General features: G+C 47.2%; 15 protein-coding genes. 5 read left to right on the forward strand and 10 right to left on the reverse strand.

Features of this window, described 5'->3' with window-relative positions; genetic code table 11:
- Window positions 1-14: 14 nt before the first annotated feature.
- Window positions 15-779, forward strand: coding sequence for a sulfite exporter TauE/SafE family protein (locus ACI3EW_RS12945; RefSeq protein ID WP_405581167.1), 765 nt, complete (start codon window positions 15-17; stop codon window positions 777-779).
- A gap of 13 nt (window positions 780-792) precedes the next feature.
- Complete coding sequence (locus ACI3EW_RS12950) at window positions 793-1,365, forward strand: GNAT family N-acetyltransferase (RefSeq protein WP_405581164.1); 573 nt, start codon at window positions 793-795, stop codon at window positions 1,363-1,365.
- Between the two features lie 73 nt (window positions 1,366-1,438).
- On the opposite strand, the gene bioB is transcribed toward ACI3EW_RS12950, so the two are convergent.
- The gene (gene bioB / locus ACI3EW_RS12955; protein ID WP_215703233.1) at window positions 1,439-2,416 is read right to left on the reverse strand and encodes a biotin synthase BioB; all 978 of its coding nucleotides are present in this window, start codon (window positions 2,414-2,416) and stop codon (window positions 1,439-1,441) included.
- A 441-nt stretch (window positions 2,417-2,857) separates the two neighbouring features.
- Here bioB and ACI3EW_RS12960 point away from each other — a divergent pair, with 441 nt between their 5' ends.
- Window positions 2,858-4,210 (forward strand): MATE family efflux transporter, encoded by a 1,353-nt coding sequence (locus ACI3EW_RS12960; RefSeq protein ID WP_405581161.1) that lies wholly within the window; start codon window positions 2,858-2,860, stop codon window positions 4,208-4,210.
- A 261-nt stretch (window positions 4,211-4,471) separates the two neighbouring features.
- Here the strand turns inward: ACI3EW_RS12960 and ACI3EW_RS12965 are convergent, their stop codons facing one another.
- The 7 genes from ACI3EW_RS12965 to ACI3EW_RS12995 all read right to left on the reverse strand — a co-directional run bounded on the left by ACI3EW_RS12965 (window position 4,472) and on the right by ACI3EW_RS12995 (window position 12,714).
- On the reverse strand, window positions 4,472-5,362 hold the full coding sequence (locus ACI3EW_RS12965) for a MetQ/NlpA family ABC transporter substrate-binding protein (protein ID WP_405581158.1): 891 nt from the start codon (window positions 5,360-5,362) through the stop codon (window positions 4,472-4,474).
- Window positions 5,363-5,383: 21 nt separating this feature from the next.
- Entirely contained in the window at window positions 5,384-6,064 is a 681-nt protein-coding gene (locus ACI3EW_RS12970; protein ID WP_182426564.1) for a methionine ABC transporter permease, read from the reverse strand.
- Between the two features lies 1 nt (window position 6,065).
- Entirely contained in the window at window positions 6,066-7,091 is a 1,026-nt protein-coding gene (locus tag ACI3EW_RS12975) for a methionine ABC transporter ATP-binding protein (RefSeq protein WP_405581155.1), read from the reverse strand.
- Between the two features lie 410 nt (window positions 7,092-7,501).
- Entirely contained in the window at window positions 7,502-7,930 is a 429-nt protein-coding gene (locus ACI3EW_RS12980) for a DMT family transporter (RefSeq protein WP_142412276.1), read from the reverse strand.
- 80 nt (window positions 7,931-8,010) lie between these two features.
- Window positions 8,011-10,791 carry a hemoblobin-interacting domain-containing protein gene (locus ACI3EW_RS12985; RefSeq protein ID WP_405581151.1) on the reverse strand — a complete coding sequence of 927 codons (2,781 nt, stop codon included), beginning with the start codon at window positions 10,789-10,791 and terminating at the stop codon, window positions 8,011-8,013.
- Window positions 10,792-11,254: 463 nt separating this feature from the next.
- On the reverse strand, window positions 11,255-12,097 hold the full coding sequence (locus tag ACI3EW_RS12990; RefSeq protein WP_405581148.1) for a bifunctional 5,10-methylenetetrahydrofolate dehydrogenase/5,10-methenyltetrahydrofolate cyclohydrolase: 843 nt from the start codon (window positions 12,095-12,097) through the stop codon (window positions 11,255-11,257).
- Window positions 12,094-12,714: a cyclodeaminase/cyclohydrolase family protein gene (locus ACI3EW_RS12995; RefSeq protein ID WP_405581145.1), complete on the reverse strand. Its 621-nt coding sequence runs from the start codon at window positions 12,712-12,714 to the stop codon at window positions 12,094-12,096. The genes ACI3EW_RS12990 and ACI3EW_RS12995 overlap by 4 nt, the downstream gene beginning before the upstream one ends.
- A gap of 523 nt (window positions 12,715-13,237) precedes the next feature.
- Here ACI3EW_RS12995 and ACI3EW_RS13000 point away from each other — a divergent pair.
- Window positions 13,238-14,461 carry an argininosuccinate synthase gene (locus ACI3EW_RS13000; RefSeq protein ID WP_182426766.1) on the forward strand — a complete coding sequence of 408 codons (1,224 nt, stop codon included), beginning with the start codon at window positions 13,238-13,240 and terminating at the stop codon, window positions 14,459-14,461.
- Between the two features lie 190 nt (window positions 14,462-14,651).
- Here the strand turns inward: ACI3EW_RS13000 and ggt are convergent, their stop codons facing one another.
- Both ggt and ACI3EW_RS13010 read right to left on the reverse strand, forming a co-directional pair.
- Complete coding sequence (gene ggt, locus ACI3EW_RS13005; protein ID WP_405581142.1) at window positions 14,652-16,364, reverse strand: gamma-glutamyltransferase; 1,713 nt, start codon at window positions 16,362-16,364, stop codon at window positions 14,652-14,654.
- Window positions 16,365-16,394: 30 nt separating this feature from the next.
- Window positions 16,395-17,765 (reverse strand): sodium:solute symporter family protein, encoded by a 1,371-nt coding sequence (locus ACI3EW_RS13010; protein WP_118530452.1) that lies wholly within the window; start codon window positions 17,763-17,765, stop codon window positions 16,395-16,397.
- Between the two features lie 459 nt (window positions 17,766-18,224).
- Here ACI3EW_RS13010 and ACI3EW_RS13015 point away from each other — a divergent pair, with 459 nt between their 5' ends.
- The gene (locus tag ACI3EW_RS13015; protein WP_118530450.1) at window positions 18,225-18,923 is read left to right on the forward strand and encodes a GntR family transcriptional regulator; all 699 of its coding nucleotides are present in this window, start codon (window positions 18,225-18,227) and stop codon (window positions 18,921-18,923) included.
- The last annotated feature ends 365 nt before the right edge of the window (window positions 18,924-19,288 follow it).

The following is a 19,288-nucleotide window of genomic DNA, read 5'->3' on the forward strand; positions in this document are numbered from 1 at the left end:
GGGGAATTACTGCTATGGAATTACATCTGATCCACTTTCTGATCATCTGCCCGCTCGTATTTCTCGCCGGATTTGTCGACGCGGTAGCCGGAGGCGGCGGTCTGATCTCGCTTCCTGCCTATCTGATCGCAGGTTTTCCGGTCCACTTCGCGATTGGAACGAATAAGCTGAGCTCCGGCATGGGAACTCTGATCGCAACTGCAAAATATGCAAAAAACGGCTACATTGCCTGGAAGAACGCAGTTCTCTGTATCATCACTGCTCTGATCGGCTCTTCTATCGGCGCAAAGCTTGCCCTTCGGTTAGATGATTACTACTTTAAACGCCTGATCCTTGTGATCCTGCCGTGTACCGCTCTCTACCTCATGTTCGGAAAACCGTTCATCGGAGAAAAAGAGGCATTCCCGCTCCGCAAAATGATCCTCTTCAGCGCATTTATCGCCTTTGTCATCGGCATCTATGACGGCTTTTACGGTCCTGGAACAGGAACATTCCTTCTGCTTCTCCTCACAGGAGTCGCCCACATGGGCCTCAAGGAGGCGAACGGGATCACAAAAGCGATCAACCTGACAACAAATCTGACTGCGCTGGCGGTCTACCTGATGAATGGCAAGGTGATTTTTCTCCTCGGTCTTACCGCCGGCCTGTTCAGTATCGCAGGAAACTATCTCGGTGCAAAGTGTTTCGATAAAGGCGGTGCAAAATTCGTAAAACCGCTGATGCTGGTGGTCCTCATGATCTTCTTTGTGAAAACACTGAGTGAGATCATGGCAGGGTAAAGGAGCATTGTCCATGAATTTGATCCAGGATCAGGAGATTCTGATCTCCGTAAACGGAATTGTGAAACAATTTTTCTTTTCACCTGCGCTCCCGGATGATGCATCCGCGATCCTTTCCCTCTACCGGTCCCACATCGGCAGAGAATTCTGCGCCTGGACGGATGACTATCCGTCTGCTGATACGATCCGTTTCGATCTCGCCAGAAATTCCCTGTTCTGTTTAAAGACAACGACCGGGCATGATCTCGCCGGAGTGATCTCCTTCGACGCCGATCCGGAGACCGATATCCTGGACTGCTGGTCGAAAGAACTCGTTCCGTCCGTTGAATTTGCCCGGGTCGCTGTTTCCCTGGATTATCAGGGCCGCGGGATTGCCGGAAGGCTTTTTACCTGCGCTATGGAGGAAGCCAAAAGGCGTGGTTTTCGTTCCGCCCATTATCTCGTCGCAAAGACGAACGAAAAGGCGCTCCGCGCGTACCGAAAGCTGCAGTTTTCCATGGTCGGTGAATGTGTATATCATGGTGTGGATTACTGGTGCTGTGAAAAAGAACTTTCCTTGATAGCTCAAAAGGCTGCCCGCACATAATGCAGGGCAGCCTTTTCTAATCTGTACTTTCTACTTTTGGACAACGTATGATTCCAATCTCCTGATCCCGGTATTATTTCATATACTCCGGTGTCACATTTCTTCCAAGATCCTCTAACATCTTCTTGTCACTGCGGATCGTCGCACATGCAACCGTTGTCAGCATATTTCCTGTGATCGTCGCGGATGCTCCGGACTTGAATGCGGTCTCGCCGTCGTTTGTGAGAAGTGCGCGGCCTGCTCCAAGACGGATGTTTGCCTCCGGGTTGATGTAGCGGAAGAACGCAACCGTGCGGAGAATATCATCCTCGGAGATGCGCTCCAAATGCTCAAGCGGAGTTCCCGAGATCGGCATCAGTGCATTTAACGGGATGGAATCGATTCCAAGCTCTGCAAGGCTTACCGCCATGTCGAGACGGTCCTCCCAGGTCTCTCCCATTCCGATGATACCGCCGGAACATGCACACATTCCTTCCGCCTTGATCATCTTTAAAGTATTGATCTTCATATCATAAGTATGCGTCGTGCAGATGTTCGGGAAATTTCTTCTGGATGTCTCAATATTGTGATGATAGCTTGTAACACCAGCCTCGTGAAGTCTGTGGAGCTGCTCCGCACTCACAAATCCCATGGATGCGCAGAGGTCGATCTTACATTCCTTCTTCATCGTCTCATAAGCATGGATCGCTTTCTCAAACTCTTCTCCGGTCAGTGCCTTTCCGGATGTCACGATAGAGAAACGGTCAACACCTTCCGCCTCATTGACACGGCACATCTTCACGATCTCTTCCTCCGGAAGGAAATCATAAACTTCGCAGTTTGTATGATGATGAGCAGACTGTGCGCAGTACTTGCAATCCTCTGGACATCGTCCGCTCCGTCCGTTGATAATAGAACAAAGGTCTACCTTATCTCCCACACATGCCTTGCGGATCCGGTCTGCTCCCTCACAGAGCTCCTTCAGATCGCATGTCAGAAAGAAATTCAGGTCATCCTCTCTTGTGATTCTTCTTCCGTCGATAATCTCCTGTGCCAGTGTCAGTGCGTCCATAATGTTCTCCTTTTCCTGATCTTATCCTGCCTGCCGCAAACCTCTTTTACAGTCAGCAGATGTATTATTTCGTTGTAATTCCAGAGCAGATTTTCCCACTTTTTTTGTAGGATTTTTCTCATTTCTCTCACATCTGCCCAAGTTTGATTGTAAACTCTTTTGTTACGTTATAGTTTACAATTATATGGTAGATTCTGCCAGATGTCAACCATTTTCACGTTAAAGTTTACTATTCGTCCCACCAATCCCTAGCGGTGAGGAGCCGAACAGGAGTGCCTTGATTCGAGAATCTGGTTCCTCTAAAAAACAGCAAAAATCCCCACCCAAATTCCACCTACATTTTGTCGCATATGCCTGTATACAATTTTTCCTCTCTATGATAAGATAATTCACGTTCGTTTTATCAAAAAATTTCCCATTTCGAAAGAAGGTAATCTCTACATGGCAACTTCCATGATCAAGGGCAGTCCTCTAAAGTCCATGCTGCAGTTCGCACTGCCCCTCTTAGTCGGCAACCTCCTGCAGCAGACATACAACATCATCGACGCCGCGATCGTCGGACAGTTACTCGGCGCACAGGCACTCGCGAGTGTCGGGGCCAGCACCAGCGTCCAGTTCCTCGTCCTCGGCTTCTGTATGGGAAGCTGTACCGGTTTCGGCATTCCGGTCGCAAAATATTTCGGCGCCGGCGACCACAAACGCATGAAAGATTTTATCTTCAACGGAGCAATCCTCACCGCAGTGATTGCAGTCATCGTGACCACGCTCTGCGCTGTTCTGTGTCCGTGGATCCTGCACATGCTTTCTGTCCAGAGCGATATCTACGCAAACGCATATATCTATCTGATGATCATTTTCCTCGGGATCCCGTTCACCCTGCTCTACAATTACTTATCGAGTATCCTGCGCGCAGTCGGTGACAGCCGTACACCGTTCATCTTCCTGGCATTCTCCGCGGTGCTCAATATCTTTCTGGATCTCTTTTTCATCGTTGTCGCAAAGTGGGGATGTGCCGGAGCTGCCTTCGCAACGATCGCATCCCAAGCGATCAGCGGAATTCTCTGCCTGTTCGTCATTATCCGGCGCATGAAGATCTTATGGCTTTCGAAAGAAAACCGTGTGATCAAAAAAGACGCGATCACAGAACTTCTCCAGATGGGACTCCCGACCGGGCTCCAGTTTTCCATCACGGCGATCGGCAGCATGGTCATGCAGTCCGCAAACAACGGACTCGGCGGTGACTATGTCTCCGGCTTTACCGCAGGTGTGAAGCTAAAACAGTTCACCCTGTGTCCGTTCGACGCGATCGGAACCGCTGTTTCCGTCTTCTGCAGCCAGAACCTCGGCGCCGGTCAGTCAGCCCGCATCAAAAAAGGTCTGAAAGAGGGAATCGCCCTCGGGATTGGCTACGGAGTCTTCGCAGGATTGATCCTGATCTTCTTCGGACGTCCGCTCTCCATGATCTTTGTGAGCAAAGATGCCGCAGGTGTTCTCGACGCCTCCGCCCAGTATCTGCGCTGCATGGGATTCTTTTACTGGACACTCGGGATCTTAAACATCACCAGAATGGTGACGCAGGGACTCGGATATTCCGGAAGAGCATTTTTCTCCGGAGTGACAGAGATGTTCGCCCGCACAATCGTCAGCCTCTGCTTTGTCGGTCAATTCGGCTATAACGCGATCTGCTTTGCCGACCAGACCGCCTGGGTTGCTGCCTGCTGCTATATCGCTCCGACCTGCTTCTATTGTGTGAAAAAAGTCACACGGATGCTGCAGACCACAGAAGGTAACTAAAAATATTGACACATCCAGGTTTCTGGAGCAGTCGTTTGCGACAATCTCAAGCTTTACGCGAGTGCGCATTGACACATAATTTTCTTTGATTATCAGGATGTTCCATCAGAATTTTCCTTAAACAAAAATATCTCCGACACCAGATTTTTTCCGTGTCGGAGATATTTTTTCGTAAACAAATGAACCAGGAACCACATTCACATGCGCCCCTGGCTCATTCTCACCCTATCAGTTTTTCTCGATCAATTCCAAACTTAAATCTTACTTTAACTCGTCCGGGATCCACCATAATCCATCGTTGTTCTCTTCCATGTACTGCTTGAACTCGTCGGAATGATAAGCATCCACGATCGCTTTTGCCCACTCAGCATCCCTGTTCTCTTCCTTTACAACAACCTGAAGAACAAGATGATCCTGGATATCCTCAGTTGCAAGTGCTGTGGACGGGTCGATGCCTGCGTTATATACAACGCTGCCGGTGATCGCTACATAGTCAAAGTCCTGAATTGCTGCCGGGATCGTTAAGCTCTTCATCTCTGTGAACTCGATGTTGTGCGGGTTCTCAACGATGTCATCCTGGGTTACTGCGGACGGATCCACATCATCAGCAAGCTTGATCCAGCCGATCTTCTGAAGCATCAGGTAGCATCTTGCGGTGTTGGATGCGTCATTCGGAACTGCAACCTTTGCTCCGTCCGGGATCTCATCGACAGACTTATATTTTGCGGAATATACGCCTGCCGGTACTGTCGGGATCGGGCTTAATGCAACGAGATCCGCATTATAGTTCGCGTTGAAGTTTTCCATATATGCAATGTGCTGCTCTACGTTGACATCGACGTCGCCGTCATTCAGTCCGATATCTGCTGTCTGAAGGTCGGAGAAGTCAACTCCATTTACGGTATATCCCTCTTTCTCGAGGATCGGAACGATCGCCGCCTCAAAAAGCTCTGTGTACGGTCCCTGGGACTTACCATAGACGATCTCTTTCTTGTCGCCGGTGGTGTCCGCTGCTGCCTCTGTGCTGTCTGCCTGTGTGTCCTGGCTCTCAGCAGCCTGTGCCGCTGTTGTAGCTGCTGTCTCTGTCTTTCCGCATGCGGCAAGGCTTAAAACTGCCGCTCCCATCAGTACTCCTGCAATCACTTTTCTCATAATTCTTTCTCTCCTCTTCTTTTATTTATGTTGTCTTAACTTTCCGGAAATCGTATTTCCAAGAATCTGCAACAGCTGTACCAGAACGACCAGGATCACGACCGTGAGGATCATGAGCGGGGTGTTCATCTTCTCATAACCATATGTCAGCGCCAGGTCACCGACTCCACCTCCGCCGACATAACCAGCCATCGCGGATGCTCCGAGAAGTCCGATGGTTCCTGTTGTAAGTGCAAGCACCATGGAACCCAGGGTTTCCGGAACCAGGAAATAGCGGATGACCTGCCAGGTTGTCGCACCCATGGCCTCAGCCGCCTCCAGGATTCCCGGATTGATCTCAAGCAGGCTGTTTTCCATCAGTCTTGCAAGATACGGACTTATGTAAACAACTAACGGGACCAGCGCCGCCGTACTTCCGATCGTTGTTCCGACGATCGCGCGTGTGATCGGCATGATCGTTACAAGCAAAATTACGAACGGAATGCTTCGCACCACATTGATATAAGCGCTCACGATCCAGTATAACGGCCGGTTCTCCGCAAGTCCGCCTTTTCTGCAGAGGACCAGGATCAGGGCCAGGATCATACCGATGATCGTTCCAACAAGGAGCGACCAGCCGACCATGTAGAGAGTCTGTCCTCCATTTAACAGGAGACGTTCCACTGTGACCTTAAAGATCTTTGTTTTCATGAGTTCTTCCATCTTACTCCACCTCCATCCGTTCTCTTAAGACGCCGTTTTTATCGATCTGCTCTTCCGCTTTCCGGATACTCTCATCGTCACCGATGAGCTGTAAGATAAAGACGCACATAACGCTGTCTTCCAGTTCCTGGACCGCTGCGCCGAGGATATTGACCACGACGCCGTCCGTCTTGCAGATATCGGAGATCACCGGACGTTTCACGCTGGAACCGATGAATTTCAGGCGTTCGATGCGGAAATTTTCTTTCTGTTCCTTTACGAGACTCACGATACTGTCCGGGATCTGGTCACGGATGACCGTCTGGACAAACCGCTTTGTGACCGGCATCTTAGGAGATCCGAATACCTCAATAACACTTCCGGATTCCACGATCTTTCCGCTCTCCATGACGGCTACCTTGTTGCAGATCATCTGAACGACCTGCATCTGGTGTGTGATGAGAAGGATCGTGACGCCCATCTCCCGGTTGATCCGCTTTAAAAGCTTTAAGATCGACTCTGTCGTCTGCGGATCCAGGGCACTTGTCGCCTCGTCGCAAAGGAGAAGCTCCGGGTCGGTCGTCAGCGCTCTCGCAATCCCGACACGCTGTTTCTGTCCGCCGGACAGCTGGCTGATATAGGTATCTTTCTTATCTTCCAGTTCAACGATCTTTAATACTTCCATGACCTTCTTATCGATCTCCGCTTTCGGAGTTTTTGCTAAGATCAGCGGAAGTGCAATGTTATGGTATACCGTCTTAGACTCCAGGAGATTAAACTGCTGGAAAACCATTCCGATCTTTCTTCTTAATGTTCTGAGTTCCGGCTTTTTCAGTGTGGAAAGCTCCTTTCCACAGACTGTGACTTTTCCGCTGTCTGCCGTTTCAAGGCCATTTACCAGGCGGATCAGCGTAGACTTTCCGGCTCCGGAAAATCCGATGATGCCGCAGATATCACCTTTTTCCACATGGATACTCACATCGTCCAGCGCGTGGACGGTTCCGTATTTCCCTGAAAAGGTTTTGCTTACATGTTCGATCTGGATCAATGTTTCTTCCTCCCAAATAAAAAACCCGGAAGCGTTTACACTTCCGGGCGCATTTTCTGGCATTAACAGGAAACTATTTTCTGTATACAGGTACATGACCGCACAGCAAAGCTCCTGGCCGTAAAAAACGCCCGGAAATACACATGCAACAGCAACAACACATATTGTTCATATCAATTCTTCCAGCATTTCCCATACCTGTATCTCCTTTCCGACCGCCGTCATCCCGCAGTCCTGTGTTTCCTCATCGTCTGAACTTCCTGTTCAAATCCGATGGCGCTATCATACCCTTCATTTCCTATTTTGTCAATATGTTTTTATAATTTTTAAACCATATATTTAATTTTTTTAAACTTCTCGCGCTATCGTTTTAAAATTTTCATATTGTTTTCAGGATATCTTGCGTCGCGCTACCACCGAAACACCACGATCCCCGCAATCGCCAGAACAGCACCGATAAGTTTTCTCCACTCAAACGCCGCTTTCTCGACACCGAAGAGACCAAATACCTCCGCCACATAGGAGACCAGGATCTGGGTCACAACGATGAGCAGTGTCGCCTTTGCCGGACCCAGGCCGTCCATACTTTTGATCACGGTCCAGGTAATAAATGCGCCCATGACACCGCCAAGCAGCATGTACTTCCGGTCAATGGAAAACATCCCCCAGATTTCCCCGCGTCCGGTAACGAAATATAAGACCACGCAGGTCACAAGCGCCGTCATCTGCACCCATCCTGCTGCCGCCCAGATGCTGCTCTGCTTCGTCACCTCCGTGTTAAAAATCCCCTGCAGACTCATAAGCGCTCCCGAAAGCAGTGCCACCAGAATTCCCCACATATAAAAAACCTCCTGAAACCATGTTTCCCTTAGGATTCCATGATCAGGAGGTTTTTATACCGGCTTTTACATGCCAATTTTTATCTTGTCACAACGATTCCGTTTACTGTCCATGCACCGTCCGCATCAACCGTATAACCGTCCGGAGTTGTCGTTCCGGAATACATGGCTCCGCGGTGTCCGTTGGAGATCTCCTCGAAATAATAGCAGCGAAGCTTGCCGTCATTTCCTTTGATCCAGTTCCATCCGGTCATCATTCTTCCAAGTGTGCTGTCAGAAACCGGATAAAAGAAGTACCATCTTCCATCGCTATCTTTAAACCAGCCTGTCTGCATGACACCATTTGCATCGAAATGGAACCAGGAATCCTTCGGCTGTCCTGCGCCTGCATATGGATTCTCAATATGTGCCCATGCAGATACAAGATTCTTTCCGTTTGCGGCATTCTTAAAGTACCAGTTTCCCGCTGCATCCTGGCTCCAGCTTCCTGCCGTCATTCCATCAGAAGCAGATGTATTTTTCTTCTTTGAAGAAGAGCCTGCCGGTTCTCCTGATTCTCCGCTATCCGAATCACTGCTGTCGTAAGTCACTTGCTTGATCTCGAAAGTCAGATCCGGATATCCTGTGGATGTTACAACGACCGTATACGGCTCTTTGCCATCAAATACACTGCTGTTTGCAAGATCGATCGTTCCGTCACTCTTTACGATCACCGCAGCGCCTTTTCCGGATGCCGCATATTCCTTACCGTTGACCGATACCTTTGTGATATTCTTTAAGTAGTTCGCGAAATCAGCTGCATCTGCAGAGCCTTTTTTGATGACTGCCGGTGCACTGTAATCCCTGTTATAGTATGCAGGATTCGTATCGCTGCTGAGTACAAAATCTGCCTCGATATCGGCCCACTTTTTATTCTTATCAGAGATTGTAAGGGTATACTTTCCAGGCATTGCGTCTGTATAAGTGAGCGCTCCGTCTGCAAAGGATGTCTTCAGTCCCGTGACCTGATACTCCGGATCAAATCTTTCCGGAAGTTTCACCGTAACAGCGACAGATCCGTTTCCAGACTTTCCGTCAGCCACTTCAGCCTGTGTGCCATCCTTCATCGGTACATAAAGATCCGTGTCGATCTCATAAGCGCCTGCGCTTGTGAGGTATGTGATCTTATCGATGGTCTTTCCCATGATATCCTTGTACGGCTCCACGCTGGCATCGACGCCATGGCTCTCTTTTGTATATCCGGTGTAAATTCCAAGCTCGTTTCCGCGCCAGATATTTTCGAGATGGCGGAGACCATAGCTCTTTCCGTCCTTTGTCTCAAGAATCACTTCATAGATCGAACTGTTTGTCACAGACTCGTCAAGTCCGCTCACATTGATCTGGTAATCTCCGCGTGTCGTCTTTGTCGTGATCTCTGCGGTTGCTTTTGATTTTTCAGCGGACTTTCCATCCTGGAATTTTGTCTCAGAGAACTCAAAATTTCCATCTTTTCCAACGGTAACTTCTTTATAAAAGTCCGGTTTTTCCTCCGGGCTTAAAACATAATACGCATAGGTATCGTTCTCAAATAAGGTGTCTCTTCCTTTGTATGTGTTTGTCTGCTGTTTTCCGCGAAGGGTTGTCGTGATCGTCAGTTCCTTACTATAATCTCCCACGTGGGTCAGTCCCTCAAGGTCCGCATCAGAATTTACCTTCAGTTTAACCGGGAATGTAACTCCGTCGATCTTTGATCCGTCTGAATTCTTATGGTAAGATCCATTCGATAGTGATTTTGTACGTGTCTTCTGATACGTTGCAGATGTCATCGCATCCACCGGAATCTCATTCTGCTTCAGATCATTCTTGTAAAGCTCGTCATACGGAATATTCATCAGCGCATAAATTTCCTGTTCCTCGACCTTCAGTTCTGTCTGGATCACAAAAATTCCATTTTCCGTTACGAAGCGGATTCCGGTGATCGTTTTTCCGATAAGCGATTTATAATGATCCGGCTTCAAATCGCAGCCTTTGCTCTTTGTTGTGAAACCGGTTGAGAATCCCAACTCTCCTTTTCTAAGGAATGTGTTTTCAAGAAGGCGAAGCCCGTAGCTGTCCCCCTTATCCGTATCTAAAACCACCTCATAGACTGCGTTGCTGGAAGACGCAATCAGCTCCTGATAATCCTGAATCGTAATCTCATAGTCGCCATGATATGACTTGTTTTCTTTCTTTCCAGGCTGGTACCGTCCGGAGCAGGCAACGATCGTTGCAGTAGTATCGACTTCCTGTTCCTCACCCTGGAACTTACTGAATTCCGGCTTTCCATTCTCATCAAACTCTATTAGTTCCTTATAAACCTTCGGCGTATAACCTTTCGGAAGTACAGCATATGTATAGTCATCTTCCTCATCAAACAGATTATCATTATAGGTAGAATCACTTGCCGAGGCGACAGTAACCTTTTCCGCATTGGACGCTGAAACCCTCTTAAATCCATTTAAAAGAGACAAATTATCTACCTTTACCGGAATGATCGCTCCTTTGATCTCGCTTCCATCATTTGAATGATAAGTGCCATTTACTACAGTCTTTTTTTTCGTTTTTTTCATTGTCGCAGATGAGACAGCATCTACTTTTTTATCATTTTTAATGTCATTCCTATATACCTCATCATACGGCACATTCATCAATACATATCTGGGACCAGTTTCATCCTCAGAATTTTCATTCTGTTCCTCAATCTCCTGATCTTCACTCATCTCCGCTGCCTTCACACCGGAATCAGAATTACTTCCCACCACTTCCGCAAGCGCTGCTGTCGGAATCGCTCCGGCAACCATCGCCGCACTTAACAGAACTGCAAGCGTTTTCTGCTTTTTCATGACCTTTCTCCTTTCCGCACCATCCCTGGTATTGAAATTAGTTTCAGCTAACCCATGTTTTCATAACTGCATTTCGGATTGCACACACTGTCCTTTATCCATTCGTTCGCAGATCTTCTCCCCTGCCTATCCTATCTGTCAGAAAAGAATTTGTGAGATTCGCGTGCATGAAATACGATCTGCCTCAGCACACCTTTTGTTTCATTCTGCCGTGCAGAAAATGCAATTTGCTTTTTGAACAAGCACATGGTTAGTTATTGCTAACCCTTTTGTAGTAATATCCTACCTCTTATCCAAAATTCTGTCAAGAAAAGAGGACCGCCGATGTGCTGGGTCGGTGGTCCTCTTTCCTTTATTTATGCCGCTTTATGCGGAAAAATGAGAATTTTTTCCATTTTTTATTTACACGAACAACGAGCCAAAGTCCGCGCCTGCGCGAGACCTCGTGCTGTCGGTCCTACGTTTATTTTCTCTTCCTGCACGCCGCCTGCGCCAGATGTTTCGCCAGCACTGCCGTCGTCACAGCACCGACGCCGCCCGGCACCGGTGTCGCCGCGGATGCCTTTTCTTCCAGACCATCCCAGAGGACGTCTCCGCAGAGTTTTCCGTTCTCATCCACATTGATCCCGACATCGATGAGGACAGCTCCCTCTTTTAAGAATGACGCATCCAGCATCTTCGCCTTTCCTGCTGCCGCAACGAGGATATCCGCCTCCTTGCAGACAGCCTTCAGATTCTCGGTCTTCGTATGGCAGATCGTCACCGTCGCATTTTCCTTTAACATCAGCATGGACAGCGGACGTCCGACTACCATGCTGCGTCCCACGATCACCGCGCGTTTTCCGGTGATCGGAAGGTCGAATGCCTTCAGGACCTCAATAACCGCCTCCGCCGTACACGGAGCAAATCCATCTTTCTCACCGGCAAACACCTTTGCCGTATTGACCGCGCAGATCCCGTCGAGATCCTTTTCCGGACGGATCATCGCCTCGGCGCGCTTTTCATTGATGTGCTTCGGAAGCGGACGGAATAACAGGATCCCGTCGATCGTCTCATCATCATTGATCTTCTGGAATTCCGCAAAGAACTCTTCCTCGCTGATATCCGCCGGATATGCAAAAGACTTCGATTCCATTCCATATGCCGCAATGCGTTTCATGACATTTCTCTCGTAGGAGAGGTCATCCGGGCGCTCCCCGATCCGGACGATGGCCGCTGTCGGCACATATCCGTTTAATTCCTGGTTCATGGAAAGAACCTGTTCCTTGATCTTTGCAGAAACCTCTGCTCCCTTTAATGTAATCATCCTCTTACCGCCTTTAACACAATCTCGTAGATCCGGTCTGCCTGTTCCGTTCCCTTCTTTATAAGAAGTTCCGCCTGCTGTTTCACTGCTTCGGCATACTCCCGGTCCTTCATCATCTTCGTATTGATATACACGCTCATGACCGCGCCGAGAAGCGCCGAACGGATTCCCTGGATCCCGACTCCGGCGTCGCTGACCGCAAGCCGGCTGCCGTTCAATGCCAGGAACTCGATATCATCCATCACGCTGACCGCCCGCTCCATGACTTCCATCGGAACCTGCGCAGCAGCTTTCAGGCACTCTTCCATCCGCTCTTCCTTTGCTTTTTTCTCCTCGTCCGTCTCCGCCTTCATGCGGTAAACCTCCGAAAGCGGCTCAAACGCCTGCTCGTCCGCCTTCTCGAGACGGATGAAATCCATTCTCGCTTCCTGTAATCGTACAAGGATCTTCTGGATCTCTTCCTCATATATTGCAAATTTCTTTTTCCCTGTCGTCAGGTTTCCCACCATCTCGCCGAGGGCTGTTCCGACAGCGCCGTAAACCGCCGCTGCGCTTCCGCCTCCCGGAGTCGGTGCCTTGGATGCCAGAACTTCCAGGTATTCATTCCACTGTCCCATGACATATTTCCTTCCAGATTTTCTCTCCGCAGTTTTGCTTTGCGTTCTAAACCGGCAAACGCTGCGGCCGTTGCTGTATTGTGCGGAATCGTTTACGGAATCTTCTGTTCAGAAAATTCCTGCACGCACCCAACAGCGTTCTTCGGATTATTATCCATGATTTTGCGATTCTTGTCAATCCTGGAACGCTTTTTCCTATCGTTTCTATAGGATGATTCAGGCACTTTTATGCATAAATCTGTCTCCGAATCGTCATTGTGACCGGTCTCTGCCTGCTGAATCTGATATCAGCCATCTGCAATATTCTTCCATATACAGTCGCCTTTTCCTGACATTTTATATTTCATATCGTCAAACCTCGTCATCCTGCTTCTCTGTCGCCTGCATTTATACGCTTGATATGCATAATATGCAAAATTTCTTTATAAAAATACATTTTATGCTTGACATACCGTATATTCAGTTGTATATTTATGAAGCACAACGAAAATAAAACGTCTGAAATAAATCGGAGGACTTGATTATGAAAGAGAAAGTTGTTTTAGCATATTCCGGCGGTCTTGATACCACCGTACTGATCCCGTGGTTAAAGGAAACTTACAACTACGACGTTATCTGCGTCTGCATCGACGTTGGACAGGGAAACGAGCTTGACGGTCTGGAAGAAAGAGCAAAATACTGCGGCGCTTCCAAATTATATATCGAACACGTTGTTGACGAATTCTGCGACAATTATATCGCTCCGTGCGTAAAGGCAAATGCGACATACGAGAACAAATACCTTCTCGGTACTGCAATGGCCCGCCCGCTGATCGCAAAGATCCTCGTTGATATTGCAAAAAAAGAAGGCGCTGTTGCGATCTGCCACGGTGCTACCGGTAAAGGAAACGACCAGGTTCGTTTCGAGCTCGGTATCAAAGCCCTTGCTCCGGATATGAAGATCATCGCTCCGTGGAGAATCTGGGATATCAAATCCCGTGAAGATGAGCTGGAATACTGTGCAAAACACAACATCGAGCTTCCGTTCAAGAAAAATGACAGCTACAGCCGTGACCGCAATATCTGGCACATCAGCCATGAAGGTCTTGAGCTCGAGGATCCGTCCCTGGCTCCGAACTACGACCACATGCTCGTACTCGGCGTAACACCGGAAAAAGCTCCTGATAAAGATACAGAGATCTCCATCACATTCGAAAAAGGTGTTCCGGTCGCATTAAACGGCGAGAAGATGAAATTCTCCGAGATCCTCACAAAGTTAAACGAGCTCGGCGGCAAGAACGGTATCGGTATCACAGATATCGTTGAGAACCGTATGGTCGGCATGAAGTCCCGTGGTGTCTATGAGACTCCTGGCGGAACCATCCTTCTCGAAGCTCACAAGCAGTTAGAGGAGCTGATCCTGGACAAGGAGACCTTAAAATTCAAGAAGAACATCGACAACGAATTCGCTGATGCTGTTTACTCTGCAAAATGGTTCAGCCCGTTACGCGAGGCATTACAGGCATTCGTTGAGTCCACACAGGAATATGTAACCGGTGAGTGCAAGATGAAACTCTACAAGGGCAACATCATCAAACAGGGTACAACCTCCCCGTACTCCTTATACAACGAGAGCATCGCGTCCTTCACAACCGGCGATCTCTACGACCACCACGACGCTTCCGGCTTCATCAACCTCTATGGCCTTTCCACAAAGGTTCGCGCGATGAAGAAGGCAGAGATCGAGAAAAATCAGAACCAGAACTAATCCCGTTCTCTCATAAGAACTTAGGCAGACAGCCCCGGCAGGGATTTCCCGCCGGGGCTGTTAATATCTGTTTACCAGAAGTTTCTACAAAAAGACCGGGAACATTTTTCCTGCTCCCGGTCTTCTTTCTATGGATGCGCGATACATGCCGCTCCTATCTGTGCGTTCTGTCAATTACTTCGCATCTTTTTTATAATTCTTCCTGGCTTACTCCCTCCAGTACAATATGGCCTCCAGGTAAAAGCGCACCGCCACAGCCATCTACTCGTTTCGTACCTGCCGCATAGAATTCACCATCAATGCACATTACGCTGTTTAGCATCGTACTCATCGCCTGATCCACCGGAACAGGAACAATCTTATGCCCCATCTCTTCCAGTATTTTTCTTGTATCTCCGGAAATTCCATACTCCACTTCAAGTCCCTGGGCCCTCGTAAGGCAATTGATATATGGAGCATTCACCAGCTGCTCCGGAGTCATGTCGAAATCAATTGCATTCACGATTCCCTGAAGAGTTCCCGTAATAATTCTCGGTCCACCTGCTGCCCCGATTGCAAGGAATGGTTTTCCATCTTTAAATACCATACTCGGAGACATACTGGAAAGCGGCGTTTTTCCACCCTGAATCGCATTGGCACTTCCATATGCAAGTCCCTGACTTGTCATTGCTCCTACTGCCGCCGAGAAATCGGACATTGCGTTATTCAGTACAAATCCAAGGCCATCGACAACAATTCCACATCCAAACCAGTCTCGAATCGTCTGTGTCTGCGAAAAAGCATTTCCGTCTTTATCCATTACCACGAAATGGGATGTATTTCCAGGATACTGTTTTGCTTCGATTCCATCGGCCGATGCAAACTCTCCCGCCTTTTCTCCCGCCAATGTAAAACGCTCATGAGCAAATTTCTTGCTTGTCAAACGTTCTACATCGACATTCACAAAATCCGGATCACCAAGTGCTACACTTCTGTCAGCAAATCCCAGTTTCATAGACTCTGTCAATGCATGGATACTGGCTGCTGTATTATGTCCCATGGAACGAACATCATAGTTTTCCAAAATGTTCAGCATTTCAACCAGTGCACAGCCTCCGCTCGGCGGTGCAAATGCGGCAACCTCATATCCCCGATATGTTGTTTTCACTGGTTCGCGGAATTTTGGTTCATAACTCTCCATGTCAGAAACATCAAAACAACCACCACGATCATTAATCAGATCTACAATCTGTTTTGCAACTTTTCCTTTATAGAAATAATCAACTCCCTGTTCCGCAATATTCTCCAGAAGATCAGCAATCTCCTGGTTCTTCTGGATCTCACCGAATCGATAGAAACTCCCATCTTCCTTCAGATACAGTTTTCGAAATGCTTCTGAAAGGCGCATTTTACGCTCAACCGAATTGTCATACATCGTCAGAGCACCTGTATAGCTTGTTCCAAATCCATTACGAGCACAACGAATTGCCGGAGCTGCCACATCTTTTAAAGTCATAGTTCCATATTTCTTCAATACGATATCCATGGTCTTTAAAAGTCCGGGAAGCGCCACTGACTGACCACCAAGATCTTTCCACTCATCCTGCACTTCACCATCTTTTATAAAGAGATCAGCTGTTGCCTTTGCCGGTGCGATCCCTCTTCCGTCAATTCCTTCTGTTTTCCCAGTTTTCGCATCGTACAGTAAGGAAAAGCATCCGCCGCCAATACCAGAATGATGGGGTTCTACCACAGATAACGTCAGTGACACCGCTACTGCCGCATCAAACGCGTTTCCGCCTTTATTTAAAATTTCAAGTCCTGCTCTCGTTGCATATATATTATTACAGCTGACCGCTCCCATGCTTCCATGCGCTACCGGTTTCCCCCAGTAGGATGGCCACATATAAATCTGTTTTTTCATATTCTGTGCCATATTCTCACACTTTCTAAATTAATTTTTTTCCTTATAAGTCATGAGCGAAACAATAATTCCTACACCGTAAGTAACAACTACAACCGGATATACTGCTTCAACAATATCAGTAAGTCCCAGAAGCATCCATGCCACACCTGTGATCATTCCTGTCAGCATGCTCCAGAATGCACCTTGTTTTGTTGTCTTTTTCCAAAGTAATCCTGCCAGGATCGAGAAGCTCACCGGTGCTGCCGCAACGTGCTGTAATGTCAGGAACAGGTTTGTTAAGGACTTGCTTGGAATCAGAAATGCCGGGATCAATGTCAGATATGCGAATACAAACGTAATCGTTTTTGAAAGCTTCAGAACTTTCGCATCATCGACGTCCGGATTGATTTCTGTTTTATATACGTTTGTAATAATGGTTCCCGTTGCCAACATCATAGTTGCCATTGTCGCTGCAATGATCATAGTTGCAAATGCAAAAATAATACCTGCAAATACTGGACTGCTGAAGGTTTTGATAGCATATGCGAATGCAGTGGATCCATCACCGAGATCGGCACCACTTGCCTTGGAAAGCATACCACAGATTGCAGTAAAGAAACAAATCGGAGCGGCAATTACATAACCAAGGATAGAGCCAACTCTTGCTGCCTCCGGGCTCTTTGCAGAAAGAAGCGGCTGAAGAACAGCCTGCATAACCGCCGTACTGATGCAGCCACCTACGATCCATGCAACAATACGCTGTGTCGGCATATTTCCCATGGAATCATACTTCTCAGGAAGCTCGCCTAAAAGACCACTGAATCCTCCAAATTTCGGAAGTGTTGTAAATACAAAACAGATCAAGAGAACATAGATACCAATACATACAACACGACCGACAGCAGATGCACCTTTCATACCGGAAAAGCTTGTATAAATAACTGCAATCGTGACACCAATAAACATTGCCACCATAAGATTCAATCCAGGAAGCACGATCTGAATGATACTGGATACAGTCTTCAGCTGGATCGGAATATACAAAAATCCGTACACGATCCACGCATATGAATAAAGTCTTGTCGTTCTTACATCATATTTTGTCTGAAGATAGACCGGAACCGATTCTCCTGGCATCCTTTCGCGAATGATCTTTGCAAATACCGCAAGCGCGATGAAATAAAAAGAACCTGCAATCGAATACCATGCACCTGATATTCCCAGATTATATCCATTCTGGGCTGCTCCTACAACTGCCATGCCTCCGATCTGCCATGCTGCAAATACACACCCCAGTGATAATGCGCCCATTGTTTTATCCCCGCCGGACCACTGGTTTGCAGACTTAATTTTGGTTCCTGCATAAATACCTATGCCGATGATAAGACAGAATGTAATGATCCATACCGCTACTAACATACATATCCCTCCTGCTAAAATTGCTGATCTTCCGCTTTTCAAACTCTTATCTGGTGCTCCCTGATTTTCTGCCGAAGATCTGTTGACTGCCACGCAGACATTTTGCTTTCTTTATGTTACACCGTACTGATATGATCGTGTTAAACTGTTCTGCCTCCTTGTCAGAAATATATTACACATTACATATCTCTTGCTCTCATCATACAAACTTTATAGGTAATTGTCAAGAGTTCACGGCAAAGCGGTTGATTTTCAGCCAAATTCCTTATATACTAAAAGAAATATACGATATTTTTGAAAAAAATTACTGTCTCGATTAAAATACAGAACTTTTTGTAATGCTTTTCCAAAACATTTTGTTTCATTTCATGGTTTCCTGTTTCGACTAACATCACCATCGACAATGAACTGATTTATATTACATTTTCGTTCCTATACCAAATCCAAATGGAGGTTTTTATGGATGACAATCAGCAGAGTCTTCTTGGGACTCGAAAAATACATACTGAGACATATAAAAATCAGGCATATGATCTGATCAAAAATGCAATTCTCTACAACCGTTTCCGCGTTGATGCGATCTATTCTCAGGAGGCGATCTGCACCGAACTCGGTATCAGCAGAACACCTGTCCGTGAGGCTCTTCTTGAGCTTCAAAAGGAAGGTTATGTCAGTTTCGCCCGCGGAAAGGGAGTAAAAGTTGTCCCCGTAACAGAACAGGATGCCGGAGATATTCTGGAGGCACGAATTTTTCTGGAATCTCACAACGCAAAACTTGCTGCCGAGCGAGGTACCGACAAGGAAAAGCTGGCAATCATGGATTGCCTGTCCGAATTAAAGCAGAATCTCTCCTCGCTTGACAGTCGTCTTCTTTACCGGATTGATCATCAGTTTCATCGTCTTGTTGCGGATGCTTCCCATAATGGATGGTTTTCCCGACAGACCAGTCTGATCCTGGATCATTATCTGCGTTTTGAAGTCAAATCTGTCTACAACAATTCCATTGATGGAAAGCTCGTATATAAAGAACATTTGGCTATCGGTGAAGCAATCTTCAAAAATCAGCCTGAAAAAGCAGCTCTGGCAATGCAGCACCATCTCTCCAATTCCTATACTCGCACACTGGGTAGAATCTGGAAAACCACGCCGGAGCGGTAACTGTTATTCACCGACCATATTATGCGAATTTCAAAAAGTCACGGTATTTCCGCTCCCCTTGGTGGAGTGCAGATACCGTGACCATTACACAATCTCCCTAACGACTGCAATTTTCAAAATCCAAATACAAATCCTTTCAAATCTTTCTATCTGATATCTTTGCCATGGTTATGTAAATTTTCCTTGCGGTGCCTCTGTTTCGAATGTGTTTTCTTCGAATAAAGCTCTATCGGCTCACACAAACCTCTCTAATTTTTCATATCCAACATTCATCTTACTCAAAGTATCTTTGACGAAACATTTTTCTTAAACCTCTTACGTTTTTCTTTCTTGCTTGAAGAAAATCTTTCAGATTTGTCCTTTAA

Source organism: Pilosibacter rotomagensis (assembly GCF_045062245.2).
In the GTDB taxonomy this organism is placed as follows: Bacteria; Bacillota; Clostridia; order Lachnospirales; family Lachnospiraceae; genus Pilosibacter.

Coding starts and splice junctions, on each gene's coding strand:
- ACI3EW_RS13000 (WP_182426766.1), top strand. CDS start 13,238: ATGAAAGAGAAAGTTGTTTTAGCATATTCCGGCGGTCTTGATACCACC.
- ACI3EW_RS12950 (WP_405581164.1), top strand. CDS start 793: ATGAATTTGATCCAGGATCAGGAGATTCTGATCTCCGTAAACGGAATT.
- ACI3EW_RS12945 (WP_405581167.1), top strand. CDS start 15: ATGGAATTACATCTGATCCACTTTCTGATCATCTGCCCGCTCGTATTT.
- ACI3EW_RS12965 (WP_405581158.1), bottom strand. CDS start 5,362: ATGAGAAAAGTGATTGCAGGAGTACTGATGGGAGCGGCAGTTTTAAGC.
- ACI3EW_RS13015 (WP_118530450.1), top strand. CDS start 18,225: ATGGATGACAATCAGCAGAGTCTTCTTGGGACTCGAAAAATACATACT.
- ACI3EW_RS12970 (WP_182426564.1), bottom strand. CDS start 6,064: ATGGAAGAACTCATGAAAACAAAGATCTTTAAGGTCACAGTGGAACGT.
- ACI3EW_RS12985 (WP_405581151.1), bottom strand. CDS start 10,791: ATGAAAAAGCAGAAAACGCTTGCAGTTCTGTTAAGTGCGGCGATGGTT.
- ACI3EW_RS13010 (WP_118530452.1), bottom strand. CDS start 17,765: ATGTTAGTAGCGGTATGGATCATTACATTCTGTCTTATCATCGGCATA.
- ACI3EW_RS12995 (WP_405581145.1), bottom strand. CDS start 12,714: ATGGGACAGTGGAATGAATACCTGGAAGTTCTGGCATCCAAGGCACCG.
- ACI3EW_RS12990 (WP_405581148.1), bottom strand. CDS start 12,097: ATGATTACATTAAAGGGAGCAGAGGTTTCTGCAAAGATCAAGGAACAG.
- ACI3EW_RS12960 (WP_405581161.1), top strand. CDS start 2,858: ATGGCAACTTCCATGATCAAGGGCAGTCCTCTAAAGTCCATGCTGCAG.
- ggt (WP_405581142.1), bottom strand. CDS start 16,364: ATGAAAAAACAGATTTATATGTGGCCATCCTACTGGGGGAAACCGGTA.
- ACI3EW_RS12980 (WP_142412276.1), bottom strand. CDS start 7,930: ATGTGGGGAATTCTGGTGGCACTGCTTTCGGGAGCGCTTATGAGTCTG.
- bioB (WP_215703233.1), bottom strand. CDS start 2,416: ATGGACGCACTGACACTGGCACAGGAGATTATCGACGGAAGAAGAATC.